Source organism: Thalassotalea fonticola, assembly GCF_032911225.1.
Lineage (GTDB): Bacteria > Pseudomonadota > Gammaproteobacteria > Enterobacterales > Alteromonadaceae > Thalassotalea_A > Thalassotalea_A fonticola.
In genome coordinates, this window is sequence record NZ_CP136600.1 from 4,254,283 (window position 1) to 4,269,130 (window position 14,848).

At 42.3% G+C, this 14,848-nt stretch carries 12 protein-coding genes and 1 riboswitch; of the genes, 4 read left to right on the forward strand and 8 right to left on the reverse strand.

Annotated elements, in window-relative coordinates; translation table 11 throughout:
* Positions 1 to 115 precede the first annotated feature (115 nt).
* The 4 genes from RI844_RS17420 to RI844_RS17435 all read left to right on the forward strand — a co-directional run bounded on the left by RI844_RS17420 (position 116) and on the right by RI844_RS17435 (position 4,296).
* Complete coding sequence (locus tag RI844_RS17420; RefSeq protein ID WP_348395917.1) at positions 116 to 1,042, forward strand: glycoside hydrolase family 17 protein; 927 nt, start codon at positions 116 to 118, stop codon at positions 1,040 to 1,042.
* Between the two features lie 30 nt (positions 1,043 to 1,072).
* Positions 1,073 to 2,245, forward strand: a complete 1,173-nt coding sequence (locus tag RI844_RS17425; RefSeq protein ID WP_348395918.1) for a glycoside hydrolase family 17 protein — start codon at positions 1,073 to 1,075, stop codon at positions 2,243 to 2,245.
* A 166-nt stretch (positions 2,246 to 2,411) separates the two neighbouring features.
* Positions 2,412 to 3,770 (forward strand): sodium-dependent transporter, encoded by a 1,359-nt coding sequence (locus RI844_RS17430; RefSeq protein ID WP_348395919.1) that lies wholly within the window; start codon positions 2,412 to 2,414, stop codon positions 3,768 to 3,770.
* A 34-nt stretch (positions 3,771 to 3,804) separates the two neighbouring features.
* On the forward strand, positions 3,805 to 4,296 hold the full coding sequence (locus tag RI844_RS17435) for a GNAT family N-acetyltransferase (protein WP_348395920.1): 492 nt from the start codon (positions 3,805 to 3,807) through the stop codon (positions 4,294 to 4,296).
* Between the two features lie 3 nt (positions 4,297 to 4,299).
* Here the strand turns inward: RI844_RS17435 and RI844_RS17440 are convergent, their stop codons facing one another.
* From RI844_RS17440 to RI844_RS17475, 8 genes are all read right to left on the reverse strand, one after another.
* Positions 4,300 to 5,064 (reverse strand): HesA/MoeB/ThiF family protein, encoded by a 765-nt coding sequence (locus RI844_RS17440; protein ID WP_348395921.1) that lies wholly within the window; start codon positions 5,062 to 5,064, stop codon positions 4,300 to 4,302.
* A 2-nt stretch (positions 5,065 to 5,066) separates the two neighbouring features.
* Positions 5,067 to 6,587, reverse strand: coding sequence for a thiamine phosphate synthase (gene thiE / locus RI844_RS17445; protein ID WP_348395922.1), 1,521 nt, complete (start codon positions 6,585 to 6,587; stop codon positions 5,067 to 5,069).
* Positions 6,587 to 7,390 carry a thiazole synthase gene (locus tag RI844_RS17450; RefSeq protein ID WP_348395923.1) on the reverse strand — a complete coding sequence of 268 codons (804 nt, stop codon included), beginning with the start codon at positions 7,388 to 7,390 and terminating at the stop codon, positions 6,587 to 6,589. The genes thiE and RI844_RS17450 overlap by 1 nt, the downstream gene beginning before the upstream one ends.
* Before the next feature lie 107 nt (positions 7,391 to 7,497).
* Complete coding sequence (gene thiS, locus RI844_RS17455) at positions 7,498 to 7,707, reverse strand: sulfur carrier protein ThiS (protein WP_348395924.1); 210 nt, start codon at positions 7,705 to 7,707, stop codon at positions 7,498 to 7,500.
* Positions 7,708 to 7,726: 19 nt separating this feature from the next.
* Positions 7,727 to 8,845 (reverse strand): glycine oxidase ThiO, encoded by a 1,119-nt coding sequence (thiO, locus tag RI844_RS17460; protein WP_348395925.1) that lies wholly within the window; start codon positions 8,843 to 8,845, stop codon positions 7,727 to 7,729.
* Positions 8,846 to 8,847: 2 nt separating this feature from the next.
* Positions 8,848 to 10,845: a phosphomethylpyrimidine synthase ThiC gene (thiC, locus tag RI844_RS17465; protein WP_348395926.1), complete on the reverse strand. Its 1,998-nt coding sequence runs from the start codon at positions 10,843 to 10,845 to the stop codon at positions 8,848 to 8,850.
* Between the two features lie 101 nt (positions 10,846 to 10,946).
* Positions 10,947 to 11,046: riboswitch (TPP riboswitch) on the reverse strand.
* 119 nt (positions 11,047 to 11,165) lie between these two features.
* Positions 11,166 to 13,010 carry a gamma-glutamyltransferase gene (gene ggt / locus RI844_RS17470; RefSeq protein ID WP_348395927.1) on the reverse strand — a complete coding sequence of 615 codons (1,845 nt, stop codon included), beginning with the start codon at positions 13,008 to 13,010 and terminating at the stop codon, positions 11,166 to 11,168.
* A 5-nt stretch (positions 13,011 to 13,015) separates the two neighbouring features.
* Entirely contained in the window at positions 13,016 to 14,806 is a 1,791-nt protein-coding gene (locus RI844_RS17475) for an ABCB family ABC transporter ATP-binding protein/permease (RefSeq protein WP_348395928.1), read from the reverse strand.
* Between the last annotated feature and the right edge of the window lie 42 nt (positions 14,807 to 14,848).

Here is a 14,848-nt window from a genome sequence, read left to right on the forward strand (position 1 = left end):
TTCTGGGGAAATGTGACGTCCAAATGTAGATGGCATTCCTCGTCCTGGATTGAATCCAGGAACACAGTTACGGCTGTGCAACCTTTTAAAATAATTACAAGTTAGGAGAATTGAAATGTCTAGGCAATATCATCACAGATTACAAAGTCAAGGTAAGGGGAGTAATTACAGCCACAGAATGGTGCTGTCAGGTCTCGACCTGTCGGGCCTTGGTGAGGTCGAACTGAACACGGTTGTTCGCAAAATACTTGCAGACAAGATACACGGTATTTCTTTCAGTCCGTATATTGCAGGTCAGGGGCCTGGTACGATCATTAGTGAAGCGCAAATCCGCGAGCGCTTGAGCATTATCCAGCCTTACGTTAACTCGGTACGCTCTTTTTCCTGTACAGATGGCAATGAGCTGATCCCTGCGATTGCCAAGAAAAATGGTCTGGATACCATGGTTGGTGTTTGGCTGAGCGATGATCTGGATAAAAACGAAGAAGAACTGGCCAATGGTATAGCTGTCGCCAATGCGGGCCACGCGGATATCCTTGCTATAGGTAATGAAGTATTGCTACGTGAAGACCTGACTGAAGATCAACTAGTTGACTACCTCAATCGCGCCAAAGTTGCTTGCCCGAATGTTGAAGTAGGATATGTAGATGCCTATTACAAGTTCGTTAATTACCCGCGTGTGACAGAAGCCTGTGACGTTATTCTTGCCAACTGCTATCCATTCTGGGAAGGCTGCCCTGCAGAGTATGCGCTGCCATATATGAAGGAAATGTATAAGCAGGCGAAGTGCGCTGCAAATGGTAAGCGAGTAGTGATCAGCGAAACAGGCTGGCCCGATCGTGGTAGCCCGTTCGAAGGTTCGCAGCCGGGATATGAAAACGCAGTAAAATACTTCATCAATGCCTATAAGTGGGCTGAAGAGGAAGGCATCGATATTTTCTACTTCTCTTCATTTGACGAAGACTGGAAAGTTGCATCAGAAGGTGACGTTGGCGCCTACTGGGGGCTTTGGGATAAAGAAGGCATCCTCAAGTACACCTAGTGAATGTAGAATGACTAACAGGATAACCAAATGATGAAAACAGCAGCAGAAATTTTAGGAAACCCAGATTGTTTGGCAATTTCCTATGGTGGCTATCGTGAACAAACACGCGACGTCCAACCAACTGTAGAACAGATTAAAGAGGATATGAAGATCCTCGCGGCAATGGGCATAAAAATCCTGCGCGACTACAATGTGCAACTTCAACATGCCCCAAATCTGTTAAAAGCCATTAAGCAGCTGAAAGATGAAGACCTGAACTTTGAAATGTATGTGATGTTGGGCGCATGGATCGACTGCCAACATGCCTGGACTGGTAGGGAGCCGAATCATGAGGTTGAAAGCGCGCAAGCTAATGCAGCAGAAATTCAAAGGGCTGTTGACCTGGCAAATGCCTATCCGGATATTGTGAAAGTAATCGCCGTTGGCAATGAAGCAATGGTCAGGTGGGCAACAAGCTATTTTGTGCGGCCTGATGTTATCCTTAAATGGGTAAATCATTTGCAGGATTTAAAAAGATCCGGCGACCTTGCTGCAGATTTATGGATCACCAGTTCTGATGACTTTTCGTCTTGGGGTGGCGGCGATCCAAGTTACCACTGTTACGACCTGGAAAACCTGATCAGGGCCGTGGACTATGTATCTATGCACACCTATCCCATGCACAACTCGCATTACAACCCGCAATTTTGGATTGTGCCTCCTGAAGAAGAAGGATTATCTGAACAACAGAAAATACAAGCGGCGATGCTCCGTGCAAAAGCGTTCGTTATTGAGCAATATTATGGTGTGTTGAATTATATGCACAGTCTGGGGGTCGACAAACCCCTGCACATTGGTGAAACGGGGTGGGCCACGGTTTCGAGTGACGACTACGGTGCGCATGGCTCAAGAGCAGCAGATGAGTTAAAAAGCGGACTTTATTACCAACACATGCGTGAATGGACAAATGAAAATAATATTTCCTGTTTTTATTTTGAAGCGTTTGATGAATGTTGGAAAGACCAGAACAATGCAACCGGATCTGAAAACCATTTCGGTTTAATAAACTTGCAAGGCAATGCTAAATTTGCCCTATGGGAGCTAGTAGATCAAGGTGCTTTTACTGGCTTGAGAAGGGATGGCAAAGCGATTACAAAAACATATGAGGGTAATGAAAAAGTTCTGATGGAAGAGGTTTTAGTACCACCAACGCATTATTAATGTGATCAACTGAAAAAATGGCGAAAATGACAATACAAGGATGTTTGTCATTTGTCCAAATACCATTCGAATTCAATAAATTATTCGCCAATCATATCTATGAAACTGTTTATATTCACTATTCTGTCTACACTAAAGTTAGATAATAATTGTAAATATGGTATCTATGGCAAGTTCAAGAGGTGAATTCAGCTCTCGTATTGGTTTCGTACTAGCGGCAGCTGGTTCAGCAGTTGGGCTTGGAAATATTTGGGGATTTCCCACGCAAACAGCGAGTAATGGTGGCGCAGCGTTTGTGTTTGTTTATTTGATTCTAGCGTTTACCTTAGCTTACCCAGCATTTATGGCTGAATTATTAATTGGCCGCTATGGTCAAGCCAATGCCGTTACTTCTTTACAAAAAATGTCGAAAACAACATTTCAAAAACGCTTTGCTTTTATTGTTGGCTTTAGCGGTATTATATTTGCCTCTTTAATTTTAAGTTTTTACGGCATTCTTGCTGGTCAAATGATGTCTTATGCCGTTGAACCTGTGATCAGAACGGTTGGCTTCGAAGGTATTGCTGATTGGGTAGTTGCCGGATCATTATCTCGAAATTTACTCTTTACAGCATCCTTTATGTGTTTAACACTTTATATCATCAGAAAGGGTGTACAAGAAGGTATAGAGAAATGGTCAAAACGATTAATGCCATTGTTAATTATGCTACTCATTTGTTTGATCATTTATGTGCTTACATTAAAAGGTGCAAGCTTAGGTCTGAATGCTTATTTAAATCCGGATTTTAGTCGTATTTTAGAACCTAATTTATTAATTAGCGCGTTAGGTCAGGCGTTTTTCTCTTTATCTATTGGTACCAGTACAATGGTAATTTATGGCTCCTACATTTCAAAAAAAGAAAATTTGATCAGCTTAGGCGCGCAAGTCACTTTGATTGATGTTTCTATCGCTTTTATTGCAGGCCTTTTAATTATTCCCGCAATGTACGTGGCACAAGCGCAGGGAGTCGCTATTTTTGCTGAAGATGGCAGTCTTATTTCAGGAGCCAATGTGGTCTTTGTTGTTTTACCAAGTTTGTTTAATACCATGGAAACTGTTGGCTCTGTTGTTGCGTTTATATTTTTTGTACTAATGACCGTAGCGGCACTAACATCTTCAATATCGATGCTTGAAACTCCGGTCTCTTATGTGGTTGAGCGCCATAATATGGAACGTAAAAAGGCAAGTACGATTATTGGCGGAGTCATTTTTATTATCAGCCTTGCTATTATCAGTAATATAGAAGTACTACTTGGATTAGTTATTGCCACGGCTACTGAATATGGACAGCCAATTGTTGCCATGCTTGCTTGTATTTTTGTAGGTTGGATTTGGCAGAGAAATGAAATATTAAAAGAATTGCAGCAAGGTAATGCTGATGTCGAAAATAGTTTTTTCTGGAAAATTTGGCCTTGGTACGTAAAATTTATTTGTCCAACTGCCATCGCCATCGTATTTATACATTATCTTAATATATCTATTTGATTTTAGGCGTTAACATTTTATGAAGGTAGAAAATATGTTCCAGTTAGTTGCAACCAGCGAAGACATTGATGAAGTTGTTACCGTTGCACGAATCATTTGGACTGAACACTACAAGCCAATAATCGGCGCTGAACAAGTTGAGTACATGCTTGATAATTTTCATTCAAAGCAAGTTATTGCCGAGCAAATAGCCAACGAAGGTTACCAATATTATCTTCTTAAAAATGACTGTAGCACTGTCGGTTATATTGGCTTACAACTAAAAGAAAAAGAGTTGTTTCTCAGTAAAATATATGTCCTTTCGACTCAGCGAGGCTTAGGTCTTGGCAAGTTATCTATGGCGTTTATAAAAAGGATAGCAGAGCAGAATAAACTGGCTAAAATCACCTTAACAGTGAATAAAAATAACAGTAATACCATTGCTGCTTATTATAAGTTTGGTTTTATAAAAACAGGGGAAGTGTGTGCTGACATAGGTTCAGGTTATGTCATGGATGATCTACAAATGGAATTAACACTTTCATAAATCTTATCCTGTTAATGTGGCACAGCTCGGACACAATGAGTTGTGACTAAGCTTAATTGCATTGAATTTAAGTTGCCAGGCATCAAACAACATCAATTTATTGGCCGTCACCTGCCCTGGTTGAACCAACAGTTTAATCGCTTCTATGGCTTGCAAACTTCCCATCACGCCAAGTACCGGTCCGAATACTCCAGTGTTTTGACAATTTAAGGCTGTGTCCTGCTGCTCCAAATCGGGATATAGGCAGCGATAGCAAGGCGATTTATGCTGGTTAAAATTAAACACTGCTAATTGACCGTTACCACCAATGGCGGCGGCACTTACTAACGTAACGCCTGCTTGTTGACAGGCTTGGTTAATGAAATAACGTGAGTTGGCATTATCGGTACAGTCGAGCAGTAAACCTGCTTTTTCTAATAATTTAACTAGATTGACTTGCTCAACTTTCTTATTAATAGCGTTTATCTTTACTTGGGAGTTTAAGCCGTAAAGTTGCTGCTCTGCCGCCTCCACTTTTGCTTTGCCTATATGATTACTGCGATAGAGAACTTGCCGTTGTAAATTCGATAAATCCACTACATCGTCATCGATTAACGTTAACTCACCTATGCCGGCAGCTGCTAAATATTGCAGGGCAGGGCAGCCAAGACCGCCTAGGCCGACGACAATAATATGACTGTTTTTTAAGGTGATTTGCCCTTGCTCGCCAACTTGCTCAAGCATTACTTGCCGAGAATAACGAATATACTCTTGATCAGATAAATTCATGACTAATTTCCTGCTGGTATCGACATCAGTTGCTGAAAATCTTTTACTGCTTGTTCTGGTTTTTCAGCTTGTGTTATTGCGGTAACAACTGCCAAACTATCAACACCGGTTGCCCACACGTCTTCGCTGCGCGTTAGGCTTATTCCGCCAATGGCAACTACGGGAATATGTCTGGCTAGTTTTAATGTGTGGCTTAGAGTATCAACTCCTTGGATTTGCCCGGTCATGTTTTTGGTCACGGTTGGGAAAATTGCTCCTATAGCTAAATATGATGGCTGTAATTGTTGAGCCAGTAAAAACTCATAGCAACCGTGAGTGCTAATCCCAAGCCGAATTCCAGCCTGCTCTATTGCATGCAAGTCTGCAGTTTGTAAGTCTTCTTGGCCTAAGTGCACACCATAGGCTTGATATTTAATCGCTAGCTGCCAATAGTCATTAATAAATAAGCGTGTGTTAGTAGCTTGGCACAGTGCAACCGCTTGTTTGATTTGCTGCTCAAGTTGATCTTGTTCTAAATTTTTAAGCCTTAATTGAATTATTTCGAGGCCAAGTGGTAATAAGTGAGTAAGCCACTCTAATGAGTCAACAACAGGATATAGGCCTAAGCCTTGGCTGCCGTCACGTTCAATGCCAAGTGATTTAAACGCAGGTAACGCTTTATAATGCTCTGCCAGTTGTCCGCAAATTTGTGGGTAATCATTGGCATTATTTGCCTTACCTAGTTGTTCAAATGCACCATAATAACCTTTTATTCCTTGATGATGCTTCAATCCTTGATTTATGAATGCTTTGGTTAAGGTTAGTGCGTCGCGTAGTAAATGATTATTTGCTAAATATGCAGCTAGCGCCGAGGCAAAAGAGCAGCCACCGCCATGGCTGAAATCGCTGTTAACTTTTTCACTGGCAAGTTGAAAGACATGTTGTTCATCATCAATATTCGCCAAACAATAATCTTCCATGACTTGTTGATTGCTATGACCGCCTTTAATTACTACGGCCGTAGCGCCAAGCTTTAAAATGCCCTTGGCCAGTAAATCAACTTTGTCAGTGTTGTCATTTGCCAGCACTTGCGCTTCAAGCATATTGGGGGTGACAACATCGATTAGTGGTAATAATACGGTTAGGGAGTCAGCCGTTAAATCATGAAACTTACCGCCAACACTGGCACTGCCAACAGGATCAAACACCACTACTAACTTTTCGTTAGCGGCTTTTAACTGAGTGAGTACTGCCACTAACCAATGTACTTGTTGCAACGTTACTATCAAGCCTACTTTAATCACGGCAGGGGGCTTGTCTGTTTTTAGGGCGTCAACTTGTTGCTGTAAAACTTGGCACTCAGTGGCATTAACCGCGATAAGCTGATTGGAGTTTTGCACGGTATTTGCGGTAATAAAGTGGCAGACTTCACAGCCTAACGAGTGCAAGGTTTTTATGTCTGCGGAAATACCGGCACCGCCAGAACAGTCGGCACCAGAAATAGTCCATACTATTGGTTTTAAAGACACAGGCTTTATCGTCATCAATTAACTCCAGGCTGGTGCCAAAACGGTGTATCTAATGTAGGCGTACTTGGCTGTGCGGTTTGGCGTTTATCCATAATGCCGGCAAGGTAACCTTGCTCTCCGGCCGTTATGGCAGCACTAAATGCTTTTGCCATTAAAACCGGATTATCTGCTAATGCCACAGCACTGTTTAGTAACACTCCGTCATACCCCATTTCCATCGCTTGGCAGGCATCAGAAGGTCGGCCAATACCGGCATCGACTATTAAGGTCGCATCAGGCAAGCGGGCGCGAATAGTTTCCAGATTGTATGGCGTCAGTAAGCCTTTGCCAGTACCGATAGGGGAAGCCCAAGGCATGATCACCTGGCAACCCAAATCGTACAGGCGCTGGCAAAGCACCAAGTCATCGGTGCAATACGGTAATACTTTAAAACCTGCAGCGAGTAATTCTTTGGTCGCCGTTAATAGTTCTATCGGATCAGGCTGCAAGTTATAATCGTCTCCAATTACCTCTAATTTGATCCAGTCGGTAGCAAACAATTCTCGGCTCATTTTGGCTAACGTAACCGCTTCTTTTGCTGATTTGCAACCAGCAGTGTTTGGCAGTAAATGTATCTGCTTTTCTGTGCTTAGTTGTTGAATGTATTGCCAAATTTTAGCGCCGCCATTATCGCTTGGATTTTGTCTTTTTAATGATAGTGTCACCACTTGTGCGCCACTGGCGATAATGGCGTTTTTCATCACCTCAGGTGAGGGATATAACGCTGAGCCTATAAGTAAACGGCTTTCTAGCTCTGTACCATAAATATTAATAGTCATAATTGTCTGCTCTTTTTAACCGCCCTGAAACTAGGCAAAATTATCAATACTTTCATATTTATTAACCGCCCTGAAACTAGGCAAAATTATCAATACTTTCATATTTATTAACCGCCCTGAATAGGCGCAAAAATATCAATACTGTCGCCTTGCTTTACCGCTGTTATAGGGTAATCAGCTTTACTGATAAAATCGCCATTTAGTGCCAAAGCAAAATTGTTTAAGGCATTGTCTTGTTGCTGATAAACAGCTAAAGCTGATGTTAAGGTGTTGCTATTATCTAAGGTGATGCTTTCACCATTTATATAAATATTCATAAGGTTACTGTTCTTTACTTTAATCTTTAAGCTGTATTAACTCAGGGTGTTCAACTAAATTGTATAACTCTGCCAGTGGTTTTGTCTGCTTGATATGAGCAACAATTTTCAGTAGTTGTTTTAGTAAAACTGGCGCAATTAAAAAACCATGGCGAAATAAACCATTTACCTGAATAAGTTGATTGCTTACTTTGATTTGTGGCTGATTATCACTAAAGGCAGGACGAGTTCCGACCACATGCTGGCGTATTTGTGCTTCAGCAAAGCTAGGGTGAATACTATAAGCCGCTGACAATAATTCTAATGAAGAACGTACAGTCATTGGCCCCATATCGTCACTTTCTATTTCAGTCGCACCAACAACAAAGTGTCCTTTGCCTTTGGGGGCGATATACAGTTGATATCTAGGGTGCATTAACCGAATTGGCCGCTGTAAGCGTATATCAGGGGCATATAATTGAAATAATTCACCGCGTACCGCGCGTAAATCGCTAAGTGCACCAATAGTGTTGCATGCTGCTTGAATTGCCCCTGTACCACGACAATCGATGATCAAATCAAATTGTTGTGACTCACCATTCACTTGTAAAGTATCGCCATTAATTTGCTTTACGTAGTGATTAGTCAGCCAGTTTACCTGTTCATCTTCGAGTTGTTGTTGCAAGGCTAATAGAAGTTTTCGATTTCCTATTTGCCCCTCTTCGGGCAAATACAAAGCGCGATTAAAACTGCGTCCAAGCTCTGGCTCAAGTTCGTTTATTTGCTCTCTATTGAGCAAGTGACAAGGATGTTGAGCATAATTACGTTGAAGATGTTTGCTAAAACGTTGAAAATCACCATTGTCTTGGGCATGACTCACTAGCAATGAACCTTGCTGCTGAAAGAAATTGTAGCCGTTTAGGCTAGCGAGTATTTCTGGCCACAACGTCAAAGACTTAAACCCCATGGCAACAATATTTTCTTCACAATGCAAAGATTCACCCAGCGGCGTTAACAAACCGGCAGCAGCTCGGGCAGCGCTTAGCTCGCCCTTTTTCTGATCTTTATCGAACAAGGTGACTTGCTCACCTTGTCGATGCAAAAACAGCGCTGCCAACCGACCCATTAAGCCGGCGCCAACAATAGCAATGTTTGCCATTGTTAATCTACTTTGTCGGTTTCTGGTTGCTGTGTGGCCGAGTGATACAGCTCGCTGCCAAGCTCTTTAAACTCAGCTGATTTGGCCTGCATGCCTTGTTCAGCGCTATATGCAGGCTCTGAATGGGCGCTTTCTCCAGATTGAATTATTTTATCAAGACTATCTAGCACTTTTATTTCAATTGCATCGCTTTCCAGATTCGCCGCATAATCGCGTACTTCCTGAGTGATTTTCATCGAACAAAATTTAGGACCACACATCGAACAAAAATGCGCTACTTTGCCAGATTCTTGTGGTAGCGTTTCATCGTGGTACTGCAAGGCGCGTTCTGGATCTAAGCCTAGATTAAATTGATCATGCCAACGAAATTCAAAGCGTGCTTTTGATAAGGCATTATCACGCACTTGTGCACCAGGATGACCTTTCGCTAAATCACCGGCATGAGCGGCAATTTTATAGGTCATCAAACCTTCTTTTACATCGTCTTTATTCGGTAAGCCAAGATGTTCTTTTGGCGTTACGTAACACAGCATGGCACAACCGTACCAACCAATGTTAGCGGCACCAATGCCTGAAGTTATATGGTCGTAACCAGGAGCAATATCGGTTGTTAATGGTCCGAGTGTGTAAAATGGAGCTTCATGGCAATGTTCAAGTTGCTCTTCCATGTTTTCTTTCACCATGTGTAATGGTACATGACCAGGGCCTTCTACCATTACTTGCACGTCGTGTTGCCAGGCAATTTGGGTTAGTTCGCCTAAGGTGCGCAATTCTGAGAACTGTGCTTCATCATTGGCGTCCGCTATTGAACCTGGGCGCAAACCATCGCCTAATGAAAACGATACATCATAGGTTTTCATGATCTGACAGATTTCTTCAAAGTGCGTGTACAGGAAGTTTTCCTGATGATGGGCCAAACACCATTTCGCCATAATGGCGCCGCCGCGCGAGACTATACCGGTTAAGCGTTTCGCTGTCATTGGTACATATCGCAATAATACACCTGCATGTATGGTGAAGTAGTCGACGCCTTGCTCCGCTTGTTCAATTAGCGTGTCACGGAAAATTTCCCAAGTAAGGTCTTCAGCAATGCCGTTCACTTTTTCTAACGCTTGATAAATCGGCACGGTACCAATTGGTACGGGTGAGTTACGGATGATCCACTCACGAGTTTCATGAATATAACGACCTGTAGATAAATCCATCACAGTATCTGCCCCCCATTTGGTTGACCACAGCAGCTTTTCTACTTCTTCTTCAATCGATGAACTGACCGCCGAGTTACCAATATTGGCATTCACTTTAATTAAAAAGTTACGGCCAATGATCATTGGCTCAACTTCCGGGTGGTTAATGTTGGCAGGTAAAACCGCACGACCACAAGCAATTTCCTGACGAACAAATTCTGCAGTAATTTCTTTGGGAATGCTGGCGCCAAATGAGTTGCCCGGGTGTTGATGCTTCAATAATTCATCTTTAACGTCTGCCAATTTCATATTTTCACGAATTGCCACGTATTCCATTTCTGGAGTGATAATGCCTTGGCGGGCGTAGTGCATTTGGCTGACATTTTGGCCGCTTTGGGCCTGACGAATTTTCGGTAAATGCTCAAAGCGAATGTGATCCAGGCCTTCATCGGCTAAGCGTTGTTGGCTAAAGTTTGAAGAAACGCTGCCGATAAATTCGCTGTCATCGCGCTGGTCAAGCCAGGCTTTACGCAGTTGCGGCAACCCTTGATGGACATTAATATTGATAGTGTCATCAGAGTACGGGCCTGAGGTATCGTATACACAAATAGGCTCGTTCGGCTCAAATACCGGGTTATCTTTGCCGCCGCCAACTAAGCTGTCGCTTTGTGTAACCTCACGCATGCCCACTTGAATATCATGCAAGGTACCTTGCACGTAAATTTTTTGAGAATTGGGATATGACTGACCAGTCACATTGTTGATAAACGCCTCGGCTTGTTCGCGACGTTGACGACGATTGTTTGAACTCATGTTCTCTCACCTGTAATTAATAATGAATTAAAAACCAGGCGGAGCCTTTAGATATAAACCAGGAGGAAAAAAAGACCCAAAACACTTGTTCTGCATCAACGGGACTTTTCCTACTTGTTCCCTTCGCAGATACTAATCTGATTCAGGTTCTACGGATCTCGCTATTGCGATCTCAGCTCTTTGGCACTCCGACAAGTTATGTAGTTGCTAACTTGTCGTTAGCAACTGCCGGAGATTCTAACTCACAAAATAATATTTAAGCAAGTATAAAAATTGCCATCCCTTATATCATTATAATTATAAAGCAGACGTTAATTATATTAATAACCTATGGCCATACCGTCTTTACGCATTTCACTGGCGCCATGATAAACACTTGTTTTTGGATCGAGCCAAATAGCTTGGTAGCCACCAAATGGGCCACTGGTGATGTTTATTTTATGGCCGCGCTTTTGTAGCTCTCTTACCACATCTGCTTTAACGCCACTTTCTAGTTCAAGTACGCCGCCGTCTTTCATTCGTGCCTGCCAAGTTGGCTCGGTAGAGCCATTGTGATGATATCTGGCAGCATCACCAGCTTGTTGCACCCCCATGCCAAAGTCGATGATATTGGCGACCATTTGCACGTGTCCTTGGGGCTGCATTGCACCGCCCATTAAACCAAAGCTCATTAATGGTTTGCCATCTTTGGTGATAAATGCCGGGATGATAGTGTGGAAAGGGCGCTTATCTGGAGCGTATACGTTGGGGTGATCTTCATTTAAAGAATACTGCGCACCACGGTTTTGAAAAATAAAACCAAGGCCATCAGCCACAAGGCCAGTGCCCATACCGCGATAGTTACTTTGTATTAGCGACACCATCATGCCGTCTTTATCCGCTACCGTAAGGTAGATAGTGTCACCTTTAAGTAATTTAGGATCGCCATGGTCAACTGCTAACGATGCTTTATCCATACTGATTAGACTACGACGTTGAGCTGCGTATTCTTTAGAGAGTAATCCTTCTAATGGAATATCGTAATAATCGGGATCGGCATAAAAACGAGCCCTGTCCTCAAAGGCGAGTTTTTTTGCTTCTGTCATTACATGCAAGTAATCGGCGCTATTATGACCCATTGCTTTTAAATCATAGCCCTCAAGGATATTGAGCATTTGTAGAGCGGCTATGCCTTGGCCGTTCGGTGGTAGCTCCCAGACATCAACACCACGATAATTTACCGATACTGGGTCTATCCAAGTACTGGTGTGTGAGGCAAAGTCTTCTTTACGTAGTGGCCCATCGATGCGTTTAAAATAGGCCTCGATGGTGTCGGCAATGTTGCCTTTATAAAAAGCATCACGACCGCCTTTGGCGATCAATGACAAAGTGCTGGCTAAATCAGGATTTTTAAATATTTGCCCTTCTTTGATGTACTCGCCATCAATTAAATAAGTGCTTTGATAATTGGCAATTTCTTCTATTTCACCCGCGGCAAATAACTTTTCATAGCGGGCTTGGTAAATGCCCATATAGTAAGAAACGACTTCCGTTACCGGGAAGCCATTCCTAGCGTATTTTATTGCTGGCGCTAGGTTATCGGTCATTGAAATTGTGCCAAACTTGTCGTGCAGCTCATACCAGGCGTCAACCGTTCCTGGTACAGTAACTGGCGCAGTACCCCAATTTGGTATTTCACTGACATCACCAATTTTTGCTTTTAAATCTGCCAGGGTTTGGCCCTTAGCACTGCGACCCGAGCCATTTAAACCATACAATTTTTCCGTTTTTGGATCCCAAACGATGGCAAATAGATCGCCGCCAATACCGTTACCTGTAGGCTCCATTAAACCAATCGCAGCATTAGCTGCTATTGCAGCATCTACAGCAGAGCCACCTTTTTTTAGAATATCAATGGCGATTTGACTCGCTAGAGGATGAGATGTTGCTGCCATGCCGTTAGTTGCAAGCACTGCCGAACGAGTTGCCCATGGCGCACTGACGACTCTGTCCCCTCGGCCATCTTCACGCAGGGTTACCGGTTCATTATTTTCCCCTACATAAACCACTCGATTATCGATTGGAGCCACGATCGGAACATCATTAGAATTATTCTCAACTCCTTCATTACAGGCCATTAATAATAAAGCTGCGCAGGTGGTGATGACTTTTACTTTAAATTTCATAATTGTTATTCATCTTCATGTTGTTGGATTGTCCAAAGCTTAGCGTAAGCACCATTTTGTGCAAGCAATTGGCTATGTTTACCATGCTCAATCACCTGGCCTTTATCGATTACTATGATCCTATCTGCATCACTAATGGTTGATAAGCGGTGGGCAATAACCATGCTAGTAACGCCTTGTGATAAATCTTTTAGTGCCGCCATAATGGCTTGCTCTGACTTACTGTCCAGTGATGATGTTGCTTCATCAAAAACTAAAATAGGTGGCTTTTTAAGAATGGTTCGTGCTATTGCTACGCGCTGTTTTTCACCTCCGGATAACTTCAACCCGCGTTCGCCAACCATGGTATTGACGCCATCTGGTAGTGATAGAATGAAATCATCTAAATGTGCCAGTTTAATCGCATTTAATACTTCTTCATCACTTGCCCCTTGTCGGCCATAACGAACATTTTCGAAAATGTTGTCGTTAAATAACACCGTATCTTGCGGAACTATACCAATAGCGCTACGCAGTGATTTAAAGGTAAGTGCACTGATATCTTGGCCGTCAATTTCTATTGAACCACTACTAAGATCATAAAAACGAAATAACAGTTTAACTAAGGTAGATTTGCCGCCGCCGCTGGCGCCAACGATAGCTACTTTCTCGCCTGGATTAATACTGAAATTGACATTTTTTAGGATAGGGCGGTCACTATGGTATTTAAATGAGACATCATTAAAATCAACACGACCATCGATAATTTTTAAATCAATGGCGTTTTCTTTTTCAACAACGTTGGGTTTAATGGCAAGCAGGTTAAACATCAACTCAATATTGGCTAACGAGCCTTTCATTTCGCGATAGACAAACCCTAAGAAATTCAGTGGTAAAAATATTTGCATCATAAACGCGTTTATTAAGACAAAATCGCCTAAGGTCATTTCACCATTTGCCACTTGTGTTGCTGCCAGCGCCATCATTGCGGTCATAGATGCTGCAATGACTAATGCTTGCCCGCCATTTAATACAAACAGTGATAAGCGGTTTTTACGCTTGGCAATTTCCCAGTCAGCCAATTCGTTGTCATAACGTTTTGCTTCATAGTCTTCGCTGGTAAAATACTTGGTGGTCTCAAAGTTTATCAAACTGTCTATGGCTTGTGAGTTACTTGATGAATCTGCTTTATTCGCTTGCCTTACATAACCTGTGCGCCACTCTGTAGTCTTTATCGAATAGCCAACATAAACAAGTATTGACGTTAAGGTAATAGCAGCAAAACTGATACCGTAATTAAAAAACAGAATGAAAACCACTAAGCCTATTTCTAACAAAGTGGGGATGATATTGAACACCATAAAGCGCATTAAAAAATTGATACCGGTGGTGCCTCGTTCAATGTCACGAGACAAACCACCGGTACGTCGATTTAAATGAAATTCTAAATCTAAACTGTGCAGGTGCTGAAAAACGTTTAAACCGATGCGGCGAATAGCTCGTTCGGTGACTCGGCCAAACAGAGTATCGCGAATTTCACCAAACAAGACATTTGAAAAGCGCACTACACCATAGGCAACTACTAATGCGATTGGGGCGATAACTAAAGCGCTGGCATCACCTGTTGAGCTATCTAAATCATCAACAATATATTTCAAAATAAAGGGCAGACCAACACTAGCAAGCTTGGCTAAAACCATAAAAATTAATGCATTAAAAATGCGCCGTTTATATTCAAATAAATAGGGAATAACGTGTTTGATTATTTTCCAATTGAAGTTATCTGCTTCAGTTGTTGCATGATGTCCATGGCGCATAGATATGATTACTAATAAGTTACTGTATTATTATCATAACTA

Coding starts and splice junctions, on each gene's coding strand:
- RI844_RS17420 (WP_348395917.1), top strand. CDS start 116: ATGTCTAGGCAATATCATCACAGATTACAAAGTCAAGGTAAGGGGAGT.
- RI844_RS17425 (WP_348395918.1), top strand. CDS start 1,073: ATGATGAAAACAGCAGCAGAAATTTTAGGAAACCCAGATTGTTTGGCA.
- RI844_RS17430 (WP_348395919.1), top strand. CDS start 2,412: ATGGCAAGTTCAAGAGGTGAATTCAGCTCTCGTATTGGTTTCGTACTA.
- RI844_RS17435 (WP_348395920.1), top strand. CDS start 3,805: ATGTTCCAGTTAGTTGCAACCAGCGAAGACATTGATGAAGTTGTTACC.
- RI844_RS17440 (WP_348395921.1), bottom strand. CDS start 5,064: ATGAATTTATCTGATCAAGAGTATATTCGTTATTCTCGGCAAGTAATG.
- thiE (WP_348395922.1), bottom strand. CDS start 6,587: ATGACGATAAAGCCTGTGTCTTTAAAACCAATAGTATGGACTATTTCT.
- RI844_RS17450 (WP_348395923.1), bottom strand. CDS start 7,390: ATGACTATTAATATTTATGGTACAGAGCTAGAAAGCCGTTTACTTATA.
- thiS (WP_348395924.1), bottom strand. CDS start 7,707: ATGAATATTTATATAAATGGTGAAAGCATCACCTTAGATAATAGCAAC.
- thiO (WP_348395925.1), bottom strand. CDS start 8,845: ATGGCAAACATTGCTATTGTTGGCGCCGGCTTAATGGGTCGGTTGGCA.
- thiC (WP_348395926.1), bottom strand. CDS start 10,845: ATGAGTTCAAACAATCGTCGTCAACGTCGCGAACAAGCCGAGGCGTTT.
- ggt (WP_348395927.1), bottom strand. CDS start 13,010: ATGAAATTTAAAGTAAAAGTCATCACCACCTGCGCAGCTTTATTATTA.
- RI844_RS17475 (WP_348395928.1), bottom strand. CDS start 14,806: ATGCGCCATGGACATCATGCAACAACTGAAGCAGATAACTTCAATTGG.